Genomic DNA, 20,449 nt, shown 5'->3' on the forward strand with positions numbered 1-20,449 from the left:
AGTTAGGATGAGTGTTGGTATGTTAGCTTTATTGGCGGCCATGCCTATTTTTTCGGTTTTCTTGTTTTTAGTTGTATTGAGATGGCCGGCAAAGAGAGCGATGCCTGTTTCGTTGATTGTGACCGTGCTGATGGCCATGTTTGTGTGGGAGGTGCCGGGGAATCAGATTGCAGCCGCAAGTGTGAAAGGGGTTGTAACCGCACTGGAAGTGGCAGTCATCGTATTCGGAGCGATTCTATTATTAAATACGTTAAAGGAAAGTGGAGCTGTTTTCACGATCCGCAAAGGATTCACGAGTATCTCACCTGACCGGCGCGTACAGACGATCATCGTTTGTTGGTTGTTCGGAGCTTTCCTGGAAGGAGCTGCAGGATGGGGAGCACCAGCGACGATCGTTGGTCCACTCCTCGTTGCGATCGGTTTTCCGGCCATGGGAGCCGTCATGGTCGCCTTAATCCTGCAATCGACTCCCGTTTCCTTTGGGGCAGTTGGAACTCCCATTCTGATCGGAGTGAATACAGGGTTAAAGGATTCACCATTGGTTCAGCGATACGTGGCAGAACAAGGAACGACCATGGATGCCTACATAAATGGAATCGGCGGTCAGGTCGCCATCATTCATGGGATCATCGGAATCTTCATTCCCCTCTTTATGGTCACCATGCTTACGTACTTCTTCGGAAGAAATAAATCCATCAAAGAAGGATTGGCCGTTTGGAAGTTTGCTATATTTGCAGGATTGGCGTTTACGATTCCTTATGCGCTTGTAGCGAACCTTCTTGGACCGGAATTTCCTTCCTTGATCGGTGGTCTAGTCGGCTTGGCCATCGTGGTGCCGGCAGCTAAAAAAGGATTATTCGTTCCAAAACGAACATGGGATTTTGACAAACCATCAAATTGGGACCCGGCGTGGAATGGTTCGCTGAAAATTGACGAAACAGAAAAACCCAAGAAAAACATTTCATTCCTTGCAGCTTGGATGCCATATCTCTTAGTAGCGGTCCTATTAGTTCTTACGAGGTTAAAATCGCTGCCTTTCACAGACTGGATACAGGCCTGGGTTTTATCAGCAGACAATGTATTTGGTACGACGATCTCGGTTGCATCAAAACCATTGAACATACCGGGAACGATTTTTATCTTCGTTTCACTGATCAGCATTTTTATCTATAAAATGAATATGAAAGATTACGGACGCGCCGTAAAAGATTCCTATAAAACCATCGTCTGTGCAATGGCAGCTTTAATTTTCGCTGTACCAATGGTCCAGGTATTCATCAATTCAGGTGTCAATGCTGCAGAGTATGCAAGTATGCCACTGGTGTTAGCTGAAGGGATTTCCAATGTATTCGGAAGTTATTGGCCACTGGCAGCTCCTACGATCGGGGCCATAGGTGCCTTTGCTGCCGGAAGTAACACCGTGAGCAATATGATGTTTTCCCTTTTCCAGTTTGGAGTAGCGGATAATATCCTGGCAACGCCTGCCGTGATTGTTGCACTGCAAGCAGTGGGAGGGGCCGCAGGGAACATGATTTGCGTTCATAATGTCGTTGCTGCTTCATCTGCTGCAGGGTTAATCGGAAAAGAAGGAAATCTCATTAGAAAGACGCTCATTCCAATGGGTTTTTACGTCCTATTTGCCGGGGGGATTGGGTACGTCTTGATTAATGGAATCGGCTTTAACATTGGCACGTTCATCCTGGTTGGAATTGTAGTGATGATTGCCGGCCTTATCATAAATGGGCAAAAACAAAGCAAGAAAGACTTGAAACAAACAGCATAAGGAATGGTCATATAGCAAGCTCCCATTAATAGTGAGCTTGCTTTGTTTTTAGCTTTTGAAATGGGTGTATGTCAATATGCTGAAAAAATGGGAATAATCAGCAGGTGAATTCAACACAAAAATCAACAGTTAACATTCAATCAAATTTCAACAGTTGAACACAAATACCATTATCATTTAAAAGAGGAATGACAAACGTATGCATCGAACTTACTAAAAGATAATCCAAACCAAGTCATCTGATGACCTGTTGACTTAAAGTGATCTACGTTTTACACTAGTACTATTAGTGAACTAGCAGAGAATTCCAATGAATTTTTCCGGAAAGTAAAGGTGAGGTCTATGAAAGTATCATTATTTGTGACTTGTTTAATAGACATATTTCAGACCGATGTGGGAATGGATACGGTTGAATTACTTGAAAGGCTTGGGTGTGAGGTTGATTTTCCAGAAAAGCAGACCTGCTGCGGTCAGCCTGCTTATAACAGTGGATATGTAGCGAAGGCGAAGGAATCAATGAAGCATATGATTTCGGTTTTTGAGAACTCGGACTATGTGATTACTCCGTCCGGATCGTGCGGAACCATGTTTAAGGAGTATCCTCATCTTTTTAAAGGGGACCTTGAATGGGAGGGGCGTGCTCAAGAATTAGCGGATAAAACGTATGAGCTTACTCAATTTATCGTCGATGTGCTGGGAGTCGAGGATGTAGGTGCGAAGCTCGATGGGGTAGCCACCTATCATACTTCCTGTCATATGACGCGTCTGCTGGGGGTGAAGGAAGCCCCTATGAAACTCCTAAGTCATGTGGAAGGGTTAGAAATGAAACCGCTGCCACATCGTCATGATTGCTGTGGATTTGGTGGGACATTCTCGGTGAAAATGTCCCCGATTTCAGAGCAAATGGTAGATGAAAAGGTGCAGCATGTGGAAGAAACAAAAGCTGATATTTTAATAGGTGCGGATTGCGGATGCCTGATGAATATTGGTGGGCGCATTGAGAGGCAGGGCAAGCCGGTAAAGGTCATGCATATTGCTTCTGTATTGAATAGTCGATAAGAAAGGAGGAAGGCAAATGGCAATGAAAATAGGAAATCAATCCTTTAACGATCGCGTTTCAAGCGGGCTAGCCGACACGTTTATGAGGGGAGCCGTTTCCTCTGCTCAAGGGCGTTTCCGGAATGGCCGGTTAAACGCGGCCAAAGAATTGGGGAATTGGGAAGATTGGCGTAAGCTTGGGGAAGAAATTCGTTCCCATACCATCGAAAACCTTGATTACTACCTTGAGCAATTGAGTGAAAATGTAGCGGGACGCGGCGGTCATGTGTTTTTTGCGGAAACTGCAGAAGAAGCCAACGAATATATTACAAATGTTGTGAAAAAAAAGGACGGTAAAAAAGTCGTTAAATCGAAGTCCATGGTGACAGAAGAAATCAATATGAATGAAGCCTTGGAAAAAGCGGGCTGCGAGGTTGTTGAGAGTGATCTGGGAGAATGGATACTTCAAGTCGATGATCACGATCCACCTTCTCATATCGTGACTCCTGCCCTTCATAAAAACAAGGAACAAATCCGGGAAGTATTTCGAAACAAACTCGGCTATGACAAGACAGAAAAACCGGAAGAACTGGCTTTATTCGCACGGGAAAAGTTAAGGGAAGAATTTCTTCAGGCTGATATCGGAATCACAGGATGTAATTTTGCCATTGCCGAATCAGGCACAATCTCTCTTGTGACCAATGAAGGGAATGCCCGTATGGTCACCACGGTGCCGAAAACGCAGATCACCGTAATGGGAATGGAGCGGATTGTCCCGACATGGGAAGAGATGGAGGTCCTCGTAAGCCTGCTGACCCGTGCCGCAGTCGGACAAAAGCTGACAAGCTATATCACCGCTCTGACGGGTCCTAAACAAGAAGGGGAAGTGGATGGTCCTGAAGAATTTCACCTTGTAATCGTCGACAATGGCCGTTCGAAAATCTTGGGTACCGCCTTCCAATCGATTTTACATTGTATTCGTTGTGCAGCGTGCATCAATGTGTGCCCTGTATATCGACATGTTGGCGGCCACTCGTATGGATCGATTTATCCCGGGCCAGTGGGAGCTGTCTTGTCTCCGCTACTTGGTGGATATGAAGATTATAAAGAGCTGCCGTATGCATCCACATTATGCGGAGCTTGTACGGAAGCATGCCCGGTTAAAATTCCGCTTCACGAACATTTACTCCGTCATCGTCAGGAAATCATTGAGAAGGAAGGAAAGGCCCCTATTTTTGAAAATCTATCCATGAAGGCCTTCAGTCTCGGAACGGCTTCACCAGCCATGTACAATATCGGGTCCAGATTCGCACCAACGACTTTTGCTGCTTTTACAAAAGACGGGAAGATTACAAACGGCCCGGGACCATTGAAAAACTGGACCGAATCCCGTGACTTTCCTGTACCGAAGAAAGATCGATTCAGAGATTGGTATAAAAAGAGACAGAAGGAGGGAAAAGCGGATGAGCATCGGTAATATCAAGAATCGTGATTCATTTTTGAATAACCTGGCATCTCACCTGGGAAGAGAGCGCAAATCGCATGTTGACAAGCCTCAATGGAATCACAACCCCCAATGGGAAGTGTACAAAGATTACTCTCAGGATCAACTCGTTGACGTATTTAAGAAGCAGTGCCAGATTATTCATACCGACGTACATGAAACCGTTGCTTCTGAGTTATCCACGCTGATCCCCCACCTTATAAGGGATTACGGTGGGAAAACAGTTGTGACCTGGGATGACCCGCGATTTGCCGAGTTTGGTCTATCTGATTTTGGAGATGACGGGATGGATGTACGTGTATGGGATCGAAATAGCGGAGAAGAGAATCTTGCTTATTCAGCGACTGCTGATATCGGTATTACCTTTAGCGATGCCACACTTGCCGAGTCGGGGACGGTTGTCTTATATAGTGATGATGGTAAGGGACGTGCAGTCAGCTTGCTCCCTGCTGTCTACATCGCCATCATCCCCAAAAGTACGATCGTCCCAAGGATGACCCAAGTGGCCAGAGACATTCACAATAAAATCGAAAGCGGTGAACGTGTCGCATCCTGCGTGAACTTCATATCAGGTCCAAGCAACAGCGCGGATATTGAAATGAATTTGATTGTGGGTGTGCATGGTCCTGTTAAGGCTACGTATATAATTGTGGATGATCAATGAAAAATCCTGGACCTGATTACTGGTTTATGTACCAGTGATCAGGTTTTTTTTATTAGAAAAGGGGAGGGGAACTTCTCCATCATTCACTCAATTTAGGCCAACCCCCACCATACCAATATCTCCTCTTCAACACGTGATTGACTCTTTATATTCATCATGTTACTATAAAGTCACATATTATAGGTGACCAATCATTCACATGTAAAACACAATGAAAGGATCGTTAATATGAAGGACGAACTTTCCACATTATTTAAGGCGCTGGGGCACCCGATAAGAAGGGAAATCCTGGACCTGTTAAAGCAGTCGGCAAGAACAACCGGTGAACTGAATGAGCATTTTCCCGAGGTGACAAGATATGCGATCATGAAACATTTGACGATCTTGGAGGAAGGGAATTTGGTGGTGGTGAAGCGGGAAGGGAAGTACCGACGAAATTACCTTAACGCGGTTCCGCTTCAGGAAATGCACAATCGGTGGGTAGGAAAGTATATGGAGTCTACCGCCAATTCGCTGTTAAAGTTACAGGCATTGGCAGAAAACAAAGGGGGAGAAGAAGGAATGGAAAGAAGTAAAGTATTTCGTATTGAGCAAGAATTGATGATAGATGCACCAAGGGAACAGGTATTTAAAGCGTTAACCGAGCAAGCGGGGGATTGGTGGGAGTTTAAATTGGCTCCTGAGGGAGTAAGTTCACAATTCACATTTGATCCTGTACCTGGTGGGCAATTTATTGAGAAGTGGCGTGAAAACGAGGGGGCACTTTGGGGAACGGTGTATTACGTTAATGCTCCTGAGGAAATCCGTCTCCATGGCCACCTTGGTATGCAAGGTGCCGTAAACAGTGCATACACATACCGCTTGATTGAAAAAGGCGATTCCACGCTTCTTCAGCTATCCCATACTGCATCAGGAGTCATTGAAGACGATTGGCAGGAAAAGCATTCAGAAGGGTGGAGTTACCTACTGGGTACCCTGCTGAAAAAATATGTGGAAGAGAAATAAAAATACGAAAAAGTTCATAAAAGGTGATAAAAATGGTAGATGTACTGACAGAAATAACCATTCGCTGCCCGCTTCATAAGGTTTCGGAGTATGCTTCCGATCCAGAAAATGCACCAGAATGGTACGTAAATATTGATTCGGCAGAATGGTTGACGGATAAGCCTTTATCCATTGACTCTCAAGTTGCATTTAAAGCAAAATTCTTAGGGAAGGAACTCTCTTACGTTTATGAAATTACGGAGTTTATCCCGGGTGAGAAGCTTGTAATGAAAACCGCAAACGGACCGTTTCCAATGGAAACCACCTATACATGGGAGGCACTTGATGAACAAGTGACAAGGATGACTCTCCGAAATCAAGGAAAGCCCACCGGTTTTTCTAAATGGGTGGCGCCTTTTATGTCTACCATGATGAAAAAAGCGAACAAAAAGGATTTAAAAAGAATCAAAGACATTTTGGAGAGCTAAAAGGAAGAAGGCTGTTTTCTTGAAACTAAAGAATTCAGCCTTCCTTTTTCTTGTGGAATGGTGAGCAAGAAAAATCTGGTGTGTATCCCCTGTCTGCCTAAAAAGAGAAGTCTGCTCCTGAAAAGGGGCAGACTGTATTCAGGTTCATTTGATCACCACATAAGGCCTCATCATTTCATAATCCTCATGCTCTAAAATATGACAATGCCAGACATATAACCCTGTATAAGGACCGAATGGCACAATAATCCGTGTCATTTCCCCTGGGTTTGCACAAACCGTATCTTTCAAGCCCTGCTCATTGGCCTCGGGTTTGATACGAGGTCCAATGGGTACAACACTCCCTCCCGTTTGATAGATCTCCTTATCGAATTTCTGTCGGTCGAGGACTTGAAACCTGACCAAATGCAAGTGGATGGGGTGGGATTCTTCTGTTACGTTGATGAAATTCCATATCTCAATACTCCAAAGAAGGGGCATTTCTGTAATTGGATCCGACCATAATTGATTATTTAAAAGGTGAATTTCCCGCTTGTATTGATCATTACTCATGTTCAACAGAAGATTTCTGGTTTGATAAGCATTGCTCTCTTTCAACCTTGGTACAGCATTTAATGTTGATGGAATCTTGCTCGTATCTGTCCCTACGAGTGGTTTGTTCACACGGAACTGCATCAGGACTCCCGTCGTATCAGGATCAGGAAGATCACCCGTTGGAAAAGGTGCCGGCGCATCGTTTTGGATGGTTATGACTTGCCCTCTCATGGAAGAAAAGTCCAGGATGACATCCGCTCGTTCAGCTGGAGAGAGTAATATCTTCCGGACGTTAACAGGTGCAGGGAGGAGACCTTGATCGGAACCGATTTGGATAAACGGATGATCGTTAGAGAGTGAGAGTTGATACGTCCGGGAATTAGAAGCATTGATTATCCGAAAGCGATAGCGGCGTGGTTGGACTTCTAAGTATGGCCATACCATCCCGTTAATCAGGATCGTGTCTCCAAAGAAATTAGAGCGGATGGAGGGATTGACGTAAGTATTGGGAGGATCAGGCTGTGAAGGATAGTAGAGTGATCCATCTTTATTGAAGGAACGATCCATGATCACCAAGGGAATATCGTATGGAACTTGGGGTAAGGACAAAGACCTCTCCTTTTCGTCATGGATGATATAAGCACCTGCGAGTCCGGCATATATATTCAGGCGGGTGATCCCTACTGCATGGTCATGGTACCAAAGAGTAGTGGCTGGCTGTTGATTGGGGTACGTGTAGACTTTCACTGCAAAGAAAGGACCGACCTCTTTAAAGTCCTTTGTAAACCAGGCATCTGGGTAACCGTCGCTCGTATCAGGGGTAGCGCCACCATGAAGATGAACCACGGTACGGACCTCCGGGTTATCCTTTTCCGCCCCGTGAACAGTTGTATCGATGGGGAGGAAATGCTCCTCTGGAAGTTCATTTTTCCATAGTACCCGCACAGTTTGATTGCGTTTCGCTCTAAAGGTAGGACCTGGGAATTGTCCGTTGTAACCCCATATTTTAGTAGGAGGGAGATCCCGGTGAAGCTTTTGCATTCCCTCCTTCATGGTCACTTCGTAATAAAGGGAATCCTTGTGCGAAGAGGTGGGATGGATCGTTCCCATGACAGGCAGCTGGTCGACGAATTTCTCAAGCATCATAATCCTCCTTTATATGGAACCATTTATTGATATGTATTTCGGTCGTTTTTGAAATATCCTCTTTCCCTATAAAAAAGGTAGAATACACTATTCCCATTGGAGGGTAGCGTTTTTTGTCGGGCTCCTTTACTTCAGTTTAAATTCTCCATAAATCATCATAAATTTGTTACACTATCTAAGTTGCTAAATCGTTCAATCATTGGAGGAAGTCATGTCAAATCGAAATAAAGGAATACTCCTATTACTTCTATCAGCGTTTGGTTTCTCCCTGATGGCTGCATTCGTGAAGCTGTCAGGAGATGTGCCGACGATCCAAAAAACTTTTTTCAGGAACATCGTTTCTGCATTCATCGCATTCGGTTTTGTCCGCTATCATAAGGAGCGATTATTCGGTAAGAAAGAAAATCAGAAGCTGCTGTTGCTGCGCTCCAGTTTAGGGGCTGTCGGGATCGTCCTGTTCTTCTATGCGATTGATCATCTGGTGTTATCCGATGCCGATATGTTGAATAAGCTCAGTCCGTTCCTGACCATCATTTTCTCGGCTATTTTCTTGAGGGAAAGGACACGTGTTTTCCAGGTAGTGGCGATCATCATTGCGTTTATCGGTACCTTGTTTATCATCAAACCTGCGTTCTCCTTTGATGTTATTCCATATTTGGCTGGAGTGTTTTCTGCTATTTTCGCAGCAGGGGCATACACGGTCCTTCGTGTGTTGGGAAGCAGAGAGAAATTTTATACGGTAGTCTTTTACTTTTCATTTTTTACGACTGTCGTACTTATTCCGTTCGTGATCGCTTTTTATGAACCGATGAGCGCTCAGCAATGGATTTATCTATTATCCGCCGGCGTTTTCGCGACAGTGGGTCAGTTCGGAATCACGATGGCTTACAAGTTTGCACCTGCAAGGGAAATATCAATCTTTTTCTATTCAACCGTCGTGTATTCCGCCATGATCAGCATCTTCTTATTCGGGCAGATTCCTGACGTATTAAGCATCATCGGATACGTCATCATCTTTGCTGCTTCGTTATATATGTTTTTGAAAAATAATCAAGCAGGTAACAAATCAGAAGCATGATTCCTTTCCTCATCCCTTTACCGGATGGGGATTTTTTTGTTAAGGAAAGAGAAAATGACAGCTTTTTGAAAATCAGTATTTCCAAAAAAGCTGAAAGAGCTATAATGTAAGTATATGGAATTAATTGCGGAGAGGGGAGTTTTCATGGTCCTGCGCGAAACAAAATCAGCCAAGTGGGCAATCGCCCTGTTAGGTGTCGTTCTCCTTAGTAATCTTTTATTGTATCAATCAGTGGTTCAACGATTTCTATCGATAGAATTGGAGAGGGGAGTAGTCATAGGATCTCTACTGGATTTGATGATTATTTCCCCGGCCCTGGCCTATGCCGCATTCAAACTGTCGAAGAAACAAGTCGTTGGATTGATGGTATTCGGCCTTGTGTTAGCCAGATTCATCATTCCTGAAGAATTATTTGAACCGTTCACTATCCTTCTCTATTCCGGGATCGGTTTAGAAGTATTATTCCTGGCAGCAGAGGTTGGGCTTATCTTCCTTGCTGTACGAAAATTCCCCGAAATTCGATCTGCCATGAGATCATCTGGAGTAGGACCGATCTTTTCTTTGCTGCCGGCAGTAGAGAAAAAAGTGACCGGTCACATTCTGAACCGGATCCTTTCCTCAGAGGTGTTAATGGTTTACTATGCTCTATTGTGCTGGCGCAGCAAACCTCCTGTCCATGCCGGTGCAGTAACGATGCATCATAAGACCAGTGCCGTTGCCATGAACATCATGCTCATCCATGCCGTCGTGATCGAGACGATCGGTATCCACTGGTGGCTTCATTCCAAGCTTCCGATTCTGTCTTTCATTCTCTTGATTCTGAACGTTTATACCGTTCTATTGTTTATAGCTGAAATTCAGATTACCAGGCTGCATCCACTGGAAGTGAAAAATGGTCATCTTTATGTGACGCAAGGGTTGATGCAACGAATAGGCTTACCTCTTAATCAAATTGAACAAATCGAATGGGGGAGGAAACCTGGCAAAGAAGCACTCGTTTTCATGCATAAAGACTTTGAAGAGATTCATCCACAAGTCGTTCTATCTTTGAAAGAACCAGTGGAAGCAACGATGTTTATGGGGAGAAAGCAAAGAGTCTCTGAAATTGCTCTAAGGGTGGATGAGCCGGAGAGGTTGAAGGAATTGTTGGAGGTAAGGAATTCATGAAAAAAGTGCCTGACTTTTAATAAAGTCAGGCACTCAGCATCGATCACTTCATCCGATACACCCAATCACAATGCCCGATCATCGTTTCATCATGTGTCACCATGATGGTGGCGATATTTCTTTCCTTTGTTTCCTTGGCGAGAAGCTCCACGACGGACTTGCCGCGAGCTTGATCCAGGCTTGCAGTAGGTTCATCTGCGAGGATCAATCTTGGTTCGTTCATGAGGGCACGGGCGATGGCAACCCGCTGCTGCTCCCCGCCTGACAGCTGTTCAGGATAATGGGACCTGCGATCAGCCAATCCGAGGTGGGATAATAATTCCCCTGCCCGTTTCCGGAGTCTGTCCCCCTGTTTATTCAGCTTTCCTACAAACACTAATTGCTCTTCCACCGTTAAAAAAGGAACCAGGTTTGATTGTTGAAAGATAAAGCCGATCTCTTTGAGGCGAAGGGATGTTTGTTCTTTCTCGTTTAGATTGTGGACGTTTCGCCCGTTCATTTTCACTTCACCACTCGACGGACTGGTTAAGGCTCCTATGATGGAGAGAAGCGTACTTTTTCCCGATCCGGAAGGTCCTAATATGGCACCGAACTCACCTGGATTTACCCTCATGGATACATGGTCCAATACCTTCAGCTTCTCATTTCCCTGTTCATATGTTTTGCTCACATCATGTAACTCTAAAATGGCTGTCATCTTATTTCACACTCCCGATTGCTTGTAATGGATCCACAGTCACAATGCTTCTAAAGGATAAAAGGGAACCGATCCACGCCATCAATAGAATTAATGCACTGTTGAATAGGATCATGGTGACCGATAATTCAAAAGGTACGTCTGCCGGAATCACTAATGTAAGTCCGAAGGTAACGACATTCCCTGCAACGATGCCTGCGATGGTAAGGGTGGAAATTTGCGCGAATAGTGCACCGAGAAGAATGCCCGCTTTCGTCCCGATCGCTTTTAAAACACCGTATTGGTGAAGTTTTTGCAGGGTCATGACATAGAAGAAGGTGGCTAATACAATCGCTGATATGATGAGCAGAAAGATCACCATCATATTCAGTGAGCCTTGCTCTGCAGAATAGCCAGGCACATTAGATAGAATCTCTTCTTTAGACACGGTATCCATTTTTGAAGGCGTGTCTATCATTCCTTCATTCGTAAATAGAATCGCTTGGTATGTGAGCGAATCGCCATAAAGATCCTCCCATGTTTCTAAAGATGTAAAAACGGCCGGCGTGTGGCCGTAGCTGAATCGTTTTTTAGTAAATCCCTTGATCACCCACTTTTTGTCGTCGTAGGTGAAAGAATCCCCAATCTCCAACCCTTCTTTCTTCAGGCCAGGATCAGCAAGAACTTCATAGGGAGCAAGCTTCGGGTGATCTGCCGTCGTTGGCATAAAAGTACTGTCGGGGTCAGCGGCAAATAGGCTTACATTTACCGTCTTGCCCCCCTGATCGATCTCTACCATTTTCAAACCAAGAGGAGATCCTCCTTTTATAGAAGCAATCTCTTGTTCTGTTATCTGTGATCGTTCAAGCTGATGCTTGTCACCAGCTTCCACCACATACGTGTCAGCAGGCATATTCTTTATAGCCGAAGCGTTATCCACCGATAATCCATTGGCAAGTCCTGATATCGATAGTACCAGGCTCGTGATTAATGTGATAATGCCTATAATTAATAAAAACTTTACCTTCCCATAGCGCATTTCTTTCCATGCTAGAAACAAAAAAATCACCTTCCCTTTCATTACTTCTCACTAATGATAAAAGAGAAGTATGAACGGAAGATGAACAACGGATTAAGGAAGAGTCACCGTAAAGGTGGTTCCTTTATTGGTCCTGCTCTCAACATGGATTTCACCATGGTGCAGGGTGATGATCTTTTTGACAATGGAAAGGCCAAGGCCGCTGCTATCCTTTTCTTTACTTCGTGAGTAATCTGCTTTGTAAAAACGTTCAAATATCTTTCCCTGGTGTTCAGGAGGAACGCCGATTCCGCTGTCTTCAATAATAAACCTGAACCCCTGGTGATGTTTGTGAAGGAACAGGTTGATTTCGCCCCCTGGTGGTGTGTATTTGATGCTATTTGCCAACAGGTTCTCAAATACCTGATAGAGCAGCTCTCCGTGACCGTTATAAGTCACATCTTCGGCTTGGATGGACACAGCGAGGTCTTTTCTTTCCCACAGCCATCGTGTTTGTTTCATGAGATCATGGAGCAATTGAGTCATGTTAGTGGGTTCATGTTGAATCGATCCATTATCCTTATCGAGAGAAGCGAGGGTCAGCAGCTGCTTACTCAGCTTCGACAGCCTGGTGCTTTCTGATTCAATCACTTTTAAGTAATGGTCCCGATCCTCTTCTGACAAGGAAGGGGAGAGAAGCAGATTGGCATAGCCCTTCATGGAGGACAGGGGCGTCTGGATTTCATGCGAAACATTTGAAACGAACTCCTGTCGCATATTCTCCACCTGCATCAGCTGCCGGCTCATGGTTGTAAAGGAGCGGGCTAAGGTACCGATTTCGTCCTTGCGGCTTTCATTCAGTCGAATCGAATACTCACCGCCGGCAATTTTCTTCGTGGCATTCGTCAATTCACGAATCGGTTTCACAAGATAGCGGGTACTGAAGAACACGATCAGCATGCTGAGAAGTATCGTAAAAAGAAGCAGGACAGATAAAAGAATATGAATTTCATTAAACTGTTGTTTCACATTGGGTCTCATGAACAGGGCATGGGGTTTTCCATCAATTTCAATGGGAACACCAATGCTGTTGGTTAATTCATTTGAGAAAAATCCGGTCACAAATGTGGTAGATGGATAATTGGCAATTCCATGGTAAGTGGATCCGTTCACAACACTTTCTACAATTTCCTGAGAAAGGCTTTGATCACGGAAGTCCTCTCCGTAGAATGTTCCGGGAGCTTTCCCATCTGTTACATAAAATTGATAGCTGAGCTTCGCCGTTTTTTGAAAAAAACCAGGAGCATCCATTGAAGCTGCATTAAATAGATCAACGATGTCTTTCGCGATTTCAGTGTTTTTTTCATCATTGGCTGGCTTTAAAATATGTTGATAGTAAAGATTCGAACCGATGAAAGCAATGACACTGCTCGTCAACATGATAAGAAGGGTGACGACAACAATCCGGACATACAGCGAGCGCATTTTAGGTCACCTCCAATTTATAGCCAATTCCACGAACAGTAGTGATCAAGAAATCATCGGAATGACGGAAACGTTCACGAAGCCTTTTAATATGGACATCAATCGTTCGGTCATCCCCTTCAAAGTCCATTCCCCATACATGTTGAATGATTTCTTCCCGTGAAAAGGTTCTGTTAGGGAAGCTCGCTAAATAATATAATAATTCAAATTCTTTAAGTGGAAGAATGATTGTTTTTGCTCCGTCCTTCACTTCGTACGATCGTTTATCAAGAATCATTTCATTGAGACGAATTTTCTGGGGAGCGGCACGGTGAAATCTCCTCAGGATCGCTTGTACTCGAAAGAGAAGCTCTTCCTTTTCAAAGGGCTTTACCATATAATCATCGGTTCCGGCTTCATAGCCTTTCGCTTTATCGGTAAGACTGTTCTTAGCGGTTAAAATAATAATCGGAATATCGTAGGTTTCCCTGATTTCCTTCGCCAATTGAAACCCATCCTTATTTGGCATCATCAAATCGACAATCGCCAAATCGATCGACTGTGCTTCAAGAATGACAGAAGCTGCGTCCCCGTCTTGTGCTTCAGTAACCAAATAGCCATTCTGCTCTAAATGAACACGTATAAGCTTACGTAAATGGGGATCGTCATCTACGACAAGTATTGAAATCATCACTAATCCTCTTTTCCGTCACCTGTTTTTATGAATCAACTTTAGCATAACTCACGCTGCTTACACCAATTAATGACCCATTCCAGTACTGTTGGATATAATATAAATAAAAATATCTTTCACCCATATCTTTTTAACCAATTCATCCGTTATAAGTATGAGAGGATTCAAAGGAGTGAGGACGATGCAAACGAGATCTGGCTTAAAAAAGAATGAAGGACAGCCAAATGATGAAGTCATGGAAGAGCTTGTTCCCAAGCTCTATCGATACTGCTATTTTCTGACGAAGAGCAAATGGGACGGTGAGGACTTGGCTCAAGAGTCCATATGTAAGGCACTGAGTCATTATCCTGCTCAACAGTGGAAATCATCTTTACTTAATAAAATCGCTTATCATCTATGGGTGGATAAAGTTCGGAAACAGAGTAAGGAAGCGATTGGCGGAGTCCCGGAAGTGAAGGCTGAAGACATTCCAAATGAGGGGATCAGTCTTGAAACCCTGGAGAAGCTTTCAAGAAAGATGACACCCAAACAGTTAGTCACTTTTGTTTTGAAAGAGGCGTTTCAATTCAAGATTTCTGAAGTGGCAGAAGTTCTGGGGATGACGGAAACCGCTGTGAAAGCCTTGCTGAATCGATCGAGGGAAAAGCTGAAAAAATTCTCCGATGATGGAGACGGGTGCGGCGTTCAAACCTACTGGAATGAAGCGCTTCAGAAGGAGTTGAACGCGATTTTATACCGCAGCCTAATGGCCCAGGATCCCAGTCTTCTTTTGGCATACATTCCAATCCTCCTTGCACATGCTCCCGCCCAAGGCCGATTTGTACGAACGTCTGGCTCTCCTTCAAGCGTCCTCTCACTAGCTGCATAACGAATGAAGGAGGAAGTAAGGATGAATACCATACCTTATGTCATTGAACAGTCAAGCAAAGGGGAACGATCCTACGATATTTATTCACGATTGTTAAAAGACCGGATCATCATGGTGAGTGATGAAGTGAATGACCAGATGGCCAACAGCATTGTCGCCCAATTGTTATTCCTTGCTGCAGACGATCCGGAGAAAGACATTTCCTTATATATCAATAGCCCTGGTGGCTCCACTTCAGCGGGGTTCGCCATCTTTGATACGATGAACTATATAAGTCCTGATGTTCGAACGATCTGCACCGGAATGGCGGCTTCTTTTGGCGCGATGCTGCTGCTTGCAGGGACAAAGGGAAAAAGGTTTGCCTTACCAAACAGTGAAATCATGATTCATCAGCCATTAGGTGGTGCCCGTGGGCAGGCTACAGACCTGGAGATTTCAGCGAAGCGGATTCTGAAGCTAAGACAGCACATCAACGAAATCATTTCTGAAAAAACAGGCCAGCCCGTTGAAAAGGTTGCCCTTGATACCGACCGTGATTATTTCATGAGTGCATATGAGGCGAAGGAATATGGGATTATCGATGAAATTATAGAGAAGAAATGATGGAAAGGAAGGGACGGTCGTTGGGGCCGTTCCTTTTTTATGTCATTCATTTGCTGATAATGGAGAGGAATTCAGCAGCTGAACGAAGGGGAAGGGTGTACCAGGCACAGAACGTGGAATTTGTACCTGGTACATTTCTCACGATACGCCATAACTCAAGAAGGGTATGGTAAAATAAACCATGATATTTTATGTGTATGAGGGAGGAATCGCAGGTGACATTGGTTATACTTTTGGGGCTTATCGGGGTTTTTATTTTCATGAGAACGCCAAGTGAGAAAGCCTATTCATTTAAGTGGATTGATTCCTTGAATACGTATGAGTGGTTTCAAAATCCTTGGGCAGTCGGATGTTTTTTATTTGGGATGAATCTGGTTTTATTTGGTACAACAGGACTGATATTGTATGGTCTTACCTTGATGATGATTCCATACCTTCACCTTGTTATCATGTTGGCTGCTGTTGTGGTGAGTATCCTGGTGTGGAGTTCAATTGGAAGTGCGAAAGAGTGGGAGAAAGGTGAGAGACTGAAGGCAGGTATGGTGGGAAGCAGTTTCTATTTGCTTCTCTTTTTGTTCATCCTGTATCAATGGGTCACTTATGTACCTCAGTATCCAGGTGAGGACGGGGTTATGACCTCTGTAGGATTCTTTCTTGGGCTATTGGTATCGGGGGTGGCGTTTGTCATATGCTTTGTGAAAATGGTTTTTCTTCCCGTTGATAGGCGTGTGTAGCAGGATTCCTTTCTTTTTCTCATCCATTCTATTATCCTTATAGAATACATTCTGACAAAAAGAGGTTTTAGCATGAAAACAATACATAGCGATGTGATTCAATTTCGTGGATCTCATTACGATTTTGGTTATATGCAAGGGTCTAGGATAAAGGATTCGGTCACGGTGAGAAATCGCGAGAATCAATGGAAGGTACGAAAACAGCGCTTTTCCATCGGCATCAGGGAAACAAAGGGAGCGATCAAAAGATTTGCCCCTGGCATCTGGGATGAACTTCTTGGATTACAAGAGGCGCTCGAGTGGCCGTTGGAAAGAGTACTGAAGGAGTTTGGCGGATATCGTGTTGAGTATGTGAAGTCCGGCTGCTCGATTATGACGGGCAAAAATTATTTGATCCGAAATTATGATTATCATCCGAAGACGTATGAGGGAAGGTATACCTTTTACAAGCCGACGGATGGAGGGTATAGTATCATCGGACCGAGTCAGCGGGTGACGGGACGGATGGACGGTATGAATGAGAAAGGATTGGCCATTGGATATAACTTCATGCATCGGAAAAACCCGGGGGATGGCTTCATTTGCTGTATGATTGGACGTTTGATTCTGGAATCATGCGGAGATGTATCGGAAGCTGTTGAGATGCTGAAAGAAATTCCTCACCGGCACTCTTTTAGTTATGTGGTGTATGACAGAAGCGGTGAAACCTTTATCATTGAGACTTCCCCTCGTGGCGTGGAGATTCGGCAGTCGAATGCGTGTACGAATCATTTTGAAGTGATGACTCATGAAAATCGAAATCATCTGGTCGATTCGAAACGCCGATTGAGTATCATTCAAAATAAGCAGGCAACAGATGCCCATGAAGCATTCCGCTTAATGAATGATACTGATAAAGGCGTTTTCTCCGATTTATACGGAAGCTGGGCTGGCACCATCCATACATCTGCTTATTTTCCTAGTGAGATGAAGGCTTGGTTTGCCCTGGGTGGGGACCGGGAACCAGTTGTCTTTGATTTTGCCAAGTGGCTTGAAGGGGAAGATGTTGTCCTTGAAAAGATCATGGGTGAGGTGGATACGGATATTCCCTTTGTGCACATGGATGAAGGAGCCGATTGGTTTAAACAGTAGAATTTCATAAAAAATGCCCCCGGTCCTGTAACCGGGGGCATATTAAGATTAAACGAACTTCACGACATCTTCATATGGTCGACGCGTTTTCGGTACTGGATCCTTTACCCGGTATCCGAATGCCACCATGACGGAAATGCTGAAACGACCATCTTCCAATAACCCTTCTTCATCTAAAAGCGTATTCAACTTTTCAATGTCAAAGCCTTCGATCGGACACGAGTCGACCCCGATTTGAGCGGCTGCCGTCATCATATTTCCAAGGGCTAAATAGGTTTGCTTTCCGGCCCAGTCGTATAGGGGACGATCGCCTTCAAGTAAATCGAAATCAACCTTCTGGAATTGCTCGATCTTTTCTAAGTATTTTGCCATATGATCTTCGGGCAAGTGTTTCACGTTTTTAAAATGATCTTGTAAGTATTGTGAATCGTATTTCGTATCTTTTTTCGTTCTGGCCAGGATCACGACGAAATGACTGGCTTCAGGCAGCTTTCCGTACGCTCCCCAAGCCGTATTCTTGATCTTTTCTCTCAGTTCAGGATTTTGAATCACGACGAATCTCCAAGGTTCGAATCCAAACGAGCTTGGTGACAGACGGCCGGTTTCCATGATGAACCTGAAATCGTCATCGGACACTTTCTTGTTTGGGTCGAATTCCTTTGTTGCATGTCTAAAATGGTAGGCATCTAAAATGTCTTGCTTTACTCGTTCTTTATTATCAGCCATTAAACATTCACTCCTTATCCATTGATTCAATCATGTTTAATTTACCATAAGTGAGAAGGTGAATCATGTGATGTGCCTGAACAATTCTTAATCGTTTGGTGTAGTTTCTTAATACCGCTAATGATTTCCGTGCAAGACTTCGCTTTCCGCGGGTAGCCGGTGAGCCTCCTCGGCAAGCCTGCGGGGTCTCACATAAGCTACTTTTCCCGCAGGAGTCTTCGTCGTGCACTCCAATCAACCGCTGGAAACAGCTAAAATCAAATGTATGGAAATAAATATAAACCCGAACCAATCCACCTTCTAGGAAGCAGGTTTGTTCGGGTTTTACTTAGACTAAAACACTTTTGTCCTGCCCTCTTTGATATTTAAAACAATACATAAGATACGACAATATACAAAACGGTTATAATAAAAGATGGAGCCATATATCTCCACTTGTTCATCACGTTTGTCGGGCGAAGAAGCAAGTAGACGATGACGAGTGTCATCAATAATCCCAATCCCGCGATAAAGATATGGGAACTGTCGACTGCTTCAAGGATGGCGCCTTTTCGGTAAAGGACATCGGTCAGGACGAGCAGTTGTATGTTAAAGAGGTTGCTTCCGAGAATAGAGCCGATCGCCATATTATAGTTTGCCAGTTTAAAAGCAGCAAGGACTGTAACAAGCTCAGGCAGGGAAGTGGAAGCAGCGATGAGAAAGCTGCCTACAAAGCTTGCGTTCATACCTGTTGCCTTTGCCAATTGGTCACCTGCAATCGATAACACACTTCCTGACGCAAATACGACCAGTGCAGCAATGATAAAACCTATAACGGCCGCTTTTAGGGAATAATCCTTCGCAGGTACAGATTCTCCTTCTGCATCATCGCTGGAAACGAATTTCATCGCAACGAAGTATAGAATGATAATAAAGAACATTTCAATCCCAACGCCAAAAACTTCAATGGAGCCCGGCATAAAAAGGGCGAAAATGATGATCGTGAGAAACAGGAATCCAAATAGGGCAGAAGGAATATTTGCCTTCCTGTTCACCTTTTGGAACAATCTTCTTTTACGATAAATCAGATCCACCACTGCCAGAATAAAAAGATTGAACACATTACTGCCGAGCATGTTTCCTACGGCAATATCAGGGTTATCGATATAAACCGCCGTTAAGCTCGTTGTTAATTCCGGAAGTGACGTTGCCCCTGCAATGAGGAATGTTCCAACGACAGCCCCACTTAATGAAGACTTCTTACTGATGACATCTCCGAACTGATTCAGGTAAATAGCAGCCGCAACCACGATGGCTGCAGCAAGTAGAAAAACAATGTAAACCATATAATCCCCTCCAAGCCAGCGCATACAAAAAAGACCCCGGCACAAATTTTGTACCAAGGTCTTGCGTGCTGAAGAATGAGCTAAAGCCTGATGAACCAGGTATTTTCATACCGTGATGACGATTCACCAGCCGTTTACCGGTCGCTACTCCCCTTGTTACTATTAATGTATTAGGATTTTGAAGGTTTGTCAATGAAAGTGCTTATATTATTTTATGAGGAGGCGAACGTGTGAAAGTGGAAAGGGAATATCAAGTGAAACAAATAGTTGATTATGATATCAAAGGAAAAATGAAAGCTGAAATACAAGAATTATTAAATGAATGTTTTGGAGATGGCTATCCTGATGATAGAATTTACTTTAAACAGATTCCTCATTTCAGGTATCTCGTCCATAACGAAGATCAACGTTTAGTGGGGCATGTTGGGGTGGATTACCGAGTCATGAAATTGGAAGGTGAGCCTATAAATGTATTGGGGGTAATCGATTTGTGCGTTTCAAAGGGTAGTCGCTCCCTGGGAATCGGATCACAACTTCTCTTCGAATTAGAAAGGTTCTGTAATGGGCGAAATATCGATTTCCTTCTCTTATTTGCCGATGATCCTTCCTTATATAAAAAAAATGGCTTCCAATCGGTGTCCAACCAATGCACGTGGATGAAAATCAACGACCAAAACCAGACCACCAGGGGCATTGGGACCGAAACCATAAACGAACTCATGATCAAACCAATAGGTACCAAAAAATGGTCAAGCGGCCAACTGGACATGCTTGGTTACCTCTACTAAACTTTGAGGTCCGAGAGGGACGGACCTTCAAAAAGG

At 44.1% G+C, this 20,449-nt stretch carries 21 protein-coding genes; 13 read left to right on the forward strand and 8 right to left on the reverse strand.

Annotated features, from left to right (window positions below):
• Window positions 1–7 precede the first annotated feature (7 nt).
• From AAEM60_RS06040 to AAEM60_RS06065, 6 genes are all read left to right on the forward strand, one after another.
• A complete protein-coding gene (locus AAEM60_RS06040; RefSeq protein WP_341357662.1) occupies window positions 8–1,783 on the forward strand; it encodes an L-lactate permease in 1,776 nt (591 codons plus the stop codon).
• A gap of 342 nt (window positions 1,784–2,125) precedes the next feature.
• Window positions 2,126–2,842 (forward strand): (Fe-S)-binding protein, encoded by a 717-nt coding sequence (locus tag AAEM60_RS06045; protein ID WP_299744731.1) that lies wholly within the window; start codon window positions 2,126–2,128, stop codon window positions 2,840–2,842.
• 16 nt (window positions 2,843–2,858) lie between these two features.
• On the forward strand, window positions 2,859–4,298 hold the full coding sequence (locus AAEM60_RS06050) for a LutB/LldF family L-lactate oxidation iron-sulfur protein (RefSeq protein ID WP_341357663.1): 1,440 nt from the start codon (window positions 2,859–2,861) through the stop codon (window positions 4,296–4,298).
• A complete protein-coding gene (locus tag AAEM60_RS06055; protein ID WP_341357664.1) occupies window positions 4,285–4,989 on the forward strand; it encodes a lactate utilization protein C in 705 nt (234 codons plus the stop codon). Before AAEM60_RS06050 ends, AAEM60_RS06055 begins: the two co-directional genes overlap by 14 nt.
• A gap of 228 nt (window positions 4,990–5,217) precedes the next feature.
• The gene (locus tag AAEM60_RS06060; RefSeq protein ID WP_341357665.1) at window positions 5,218–5,994 is read left to right on the forward strand and encodes an SRPBCC domain-containing protein; all 777 of its coding nucleotides are present in this window, start codon (window positions 5,218–5,220) and stop codon (window positions 5,992–5,994) included.
• 32 nt (window positions 5,995–6,026) lie between these two features.
• Complete coding sequence (locus AAEM60_RS06065) at window positions 6,027–6,461, forward strand: SRPBCC family protein (RefSeq protein WP_341357666.1); 435 nt, start codon at window positions 6,027–6,029, stop codon at window positions 6,459–6,461.
• 144 nt (window positions 6,462–6,605) lie between these two features.
• Here the strand turns inward: AAEM60_RS06065 and AAEM60_RS06070 are convergent, their stop codons facing one another.
• Entirely contained in the window at window positions 6,606–8,141 is a 1,536-nt protein-coding gene (locus AAEM60_RS06070) for a multicopper oxidase (protein ID WP_341357667.1), read from the reverse strand.
• A 211-nt stretch (window positions 8,142–8,352) separates the two neighbouring features.
• Here AAEM60_RS06070 and AAEM60_RS06075 point away from each other — a divergent pair, with 211 nt between their 5' ends.
• Window positions 8,353–9,219 (forward strand): DMT family transporter, encoded by an 867-nt coding sequence (locus AAEM60_RS06075; protein ID WP_341357668.1) that lies wholly within the window; start codon window positions 8,353–8,355, stop codon window positions 9,217–9,219.
• 144 nt (window positions 9,220–9,363) lie between these two features.
• Window positions 9,364–10,386 (forward strand): hypothetical protein, encoded by a 1,023-nt coding sequence (locus tag AAEM60_RS06080; RefSeq protein ID WP_341357669.1) that lies wholly within the window; start codon window positions 9,364–9,366, stop codon window positions 10,384–10,386.
• Between the two features lie 43 nt (window positions 10,387–10,429).
• On the opposite strand, the gene AAEM60_RS06085 is transcribed toward AAEM60_RS06080, so the two are convergent.
• From AAEM60_RS06085 to AAEM60_RS06100, 4 genes are all read right to left on the reverse strand, one after another.
• Window positions 10,430–11,083, reverse strand: coding sequence for an ABC transporter ATP-binding protein (locus tag AAEM60_RS06085; RefSeq protein WP_299744755.1), 654 nt, complete (start codon window positions 11,081–11,083; stop codon window positions 10,430–10,432).
• 1 nt (window position 11,084) lies between these two features.
• Window positions 11,085–12,122 (reverse strand): ABC transporter permease, encoded by a 1,038-nt coding sequence (locus tag AAEM60_RS06090; RefSeq protein ID WP_341357670.1) that lies wholly within the window; start codon window positions 12,120–12,122, stop codon window positions 11,085–11,087.
• Window positions 12,123–12,194: 72 nt separating this feature from the next.
• Complete coding sequence (locus tag AAEM60_RS06095) at window positions 12,195–13,565, reverse strand: ATP-binding protein (protein ID WP_341357671.1); 1,371 nt, start codon at window positions 13,563–13,565, stop codon at window positions 12,195–12,197.
• 1 nt (window position 13,566) lies between these two features.
• The gene (locus AAEM60_RS06100; RefSeq protein ID WP_299744764.1) at window positions 13,567–14,235 is read right to left on the reverse strand and encodes a response regulator transcription factor; all 669 of its coding nucleotides are present in this window, start codon (window positions 14,233–14,235) and stop codon (window positions 13,567–13,569) included.
• Window positions 14,236–14,419: 184 nt separating this feature from the next.
• Between AAEM60_RS06100 and AAEM60_RS06105 the strand changes: the two genes are divergently transcribed.
• The 4 genes from AAEM60_RS06105 to AAEM60_RS06120 all read left to right on the forward strand — a co-directional run bounded on the left by AAEM60_RS06105 (window position 14,420) and on the right by AAEM60_RS06120 (window position 17,574).
• On the forward strand, window positions 14,420–15,106 hold the full coding sequence (locus tag AAEM60_RS06105; protein ID WP_299744767.1) for a sigma factor-like helix-turn-helix DNA-binding protein: 687 nt from the start codon (window positions 14,420–14,422) through the stop codon (window positions 15,104–15,106).
• A 3-nt stretch (window positions 15,107–15,109) separates the two neighbouring features.
• Entirely contained in the window at window positions 15,110–15,709 is a 600-nt protein-coding gene (gene clpP, locus AAEM60_RS06110) for an ATP-dependent Clp endopeptidase proteolytic subunit ClpP (RefSeq protein WP_341357672.1), read from the forward strand.
• Window positions 15,710–15,924: 215 nt separating this feature from the next.
• On the forward strand, window positions 15,925–16,443 hold the full coding sequence (locus tag AAEM60_RS06115; protein ID WP_341357673.1) for a hypothetical protein: 519 nt from the start codon (window positions 15,925–15,927) through the stop codon (window positions 16,441–16,443).
• Between the two features lie 72 nt (window positions 16,444–16,515).
• Entirely contained in the window at window positions 16,516–17,574 is a 1,059-nt protein-coding gene (locus AAEM60_RS06120; protein ID WP_299744776.1) for a C45 family peptidase, read from the forward strand.
• Window positions 17,575–17,622: 48 nt separating this feature from the next.
• Here AAEM60_RS06120 and AAEM60_RS06125 read toward each other — a convergent pair whose 3' ends face one another.
• The 3 genes from AAEM60_RS06125 to AAEM60_RS06135 form a co-directional block, all read right to left on the reverse strand.
• The gene (locus tag AAEM60_RS06125; protein ID WP_341357674.1) at window positions 17,623–18,300 is read right to left on the reverse strand and encodes an NAD(P)H-dependent oxidoreductase; all 678 of its coding nucleotides are present in this window, start codon (window positions 18,298–18,300) and stop codon (window positions 17,623–17,625) included.
• A 7-nt stretch (window positions 18,301–18,307) separates the two neighbouring features.
• A complete protein-coding gene (locus AAEM60_RS06130) occupies window positions 18,308–18,538 on the reverse strand; it encodes a hypothetical protein (protein ID WP_341357977.1) in 231 nt (76 codons plus the stop codon).
• 127 nt (window positions 18,539–18,665) lie between these two features.
• Entirely contained in the window at window positions 18,666–19,625 is a 960-nt protein-coding gene (locus AAEM60_RS06135; protein ID WP_299744781.1) for a sodium:calcium antiporter, read from the reverse strand.
• Window positions 19,626–19,855: 230 nt separating this feature from the next.
• On the opposite strand from AAEM60_RS06135, the gene AAEM60_RS06140 reads away from it, so the two are divergent.
• Window positions 19,856–20,413 carry a GNAT family N-acetyltransferase gene (locus AAEM60_RS06140; protein WP_341357675.1) on the forward strand — a complete coding sequence of 186 codons (558 nt, stop codon included), beginning with the start codon at window positions 19,856–19,858 and terminating at the stop codon, window positions 20,411–20,413.
• Window positions 20,414–20,449: the final 36 nt, after the last annotated feature.

Source organism: Rossellomorea sp. y25, from assembly GCF_038049935.1.
Classification (GTDB): domain Bacteria; phylum Bacillota; class Bacilli; order Bacillales; family Bacillaceae_B; genus Rossellomorea.

Excerpts from the sequence above, each read along its gene's own strand:
- AAEM60_RS06040 (WP_341357662.1), top strand. The coding sequence starts at position 8 with ATGAGTGTTGGTATGTTAGCTTTATTGGCGGCCATGCCTATTTTTTCG.
- AAEM60_RS06045 (WP_299744731.1), top strand. The coding sequence starts at position 2,126 with ATGAAAGTATCATTATTTGTGACTTGTTTAATAGACATATTTCAGACC.
- AAEM60_RS06050 (WP_341357663.1), top strand. The coding sequence starts at position 2,859 with ATGGCAATGAAAATAGGAAATCAATCCTTTAACGATCGCGTTTCAAGC.
- AAEM60_RS06055 (WP_341357664.1), top strand. The coding sequence starts at position 4,285 with ATGAGCATCGGTAATATCAAGAATCGTGATTCATTTTTGAATAACCTG.
- AAEM60_RS06060 (WP_341357665.1), top strand. The coding sequence starts at position 5,218 with ATGAAGGACGAACTTTCCACATTATTTAAGGCGCTGGGGCACCCGATA.
- AAEM60_RS06065 (WP_341357666.1), top strand. The coding sequence starts at position 6,027 with ATGGTAGATGTACTGACAGAAATAACCATTCGCTGCCCGCTTCATAAG.
- AAEM60_RS06070 (WP_341357667.1), bottom strand. The coding sequence starts at position 8,141 with ATGATGCTTGAGAAATTCGTCGACCAGCTGCCTGTCATGGGAACGATC.
- AAEM60_RS06075 (WP_341357668.1), top strand. The coding sequence starts at position 8,353 with ATGTCAAATCGAAATAAAGGAATACTCCTATTACTTCTATCAGCGTTT.
- AAEM60_RS06080 (WP_341357669.1), top strand. The coding sequence starts at position 9,364 with ATGGTCCTGCGCGAAACAAAATCAGCCAAGTGGGCAATCGCCCTGTTA.
- AAEM60_RS06085 (WP_299744755.1), bottom strand. The coding sequence starts at position 11,083 with ATGACAGCCATTTTAGAGTTACATGATGTGAGCAAAACATATGAACAG.
- AAEM60_RS06095 (WP_341357671.1), bottom strand. The coding sequence starts at position 13,565 with ATGCGCTCGCTGTATGTCCGGATTGTTGTCGTCACCCTTCTTATCATG.
- AAEM60_RS06100 (WP_299744764.1), bottom strand. The coding sequence starts at position 14,235 with ATGATTTCAATACTTGTCGTAGATGACGATCCCCATTTACGTAAGCTT.
- AAEM60_RS06105 (WP_299744767.1), top strand. The coding sequence starts at position 14,420 with ATGCAAACGAGATCTGGCTTAAAAAAGAATGAAGGACAGCCAAATGAT.
- clpP (WP_341357672.1), top strand. The coding sequence starts at position 15,110 with ATGAAGGAGGAAGTAAGGATGAATACCATACCTTATGTCATTGAACAG.
- AAEM60_RS06120 (WP_299744776.1), top strand. The coding sequence starts at position 16,516 with ATGAAAACAATACATAGCGATGTGATTCAATTTCGTGGATCTCATTAC.
- AAEM60_RS06125 (WP_341357674.1), bottom strand. The coding sequence starts at position 18,300 with ATGGCTGATAATAAAGAACGAGTAAAGCAAGACATTTTAGATGCCTAC.
- AAEM60_RS06135 (WP_299744781.1), bottom strand. The coding sequence starts at position 19,625 with ATGGTTTACATTGTTTTTCTACTTGCTGCAGCCATCGTGGTTGCGGCT.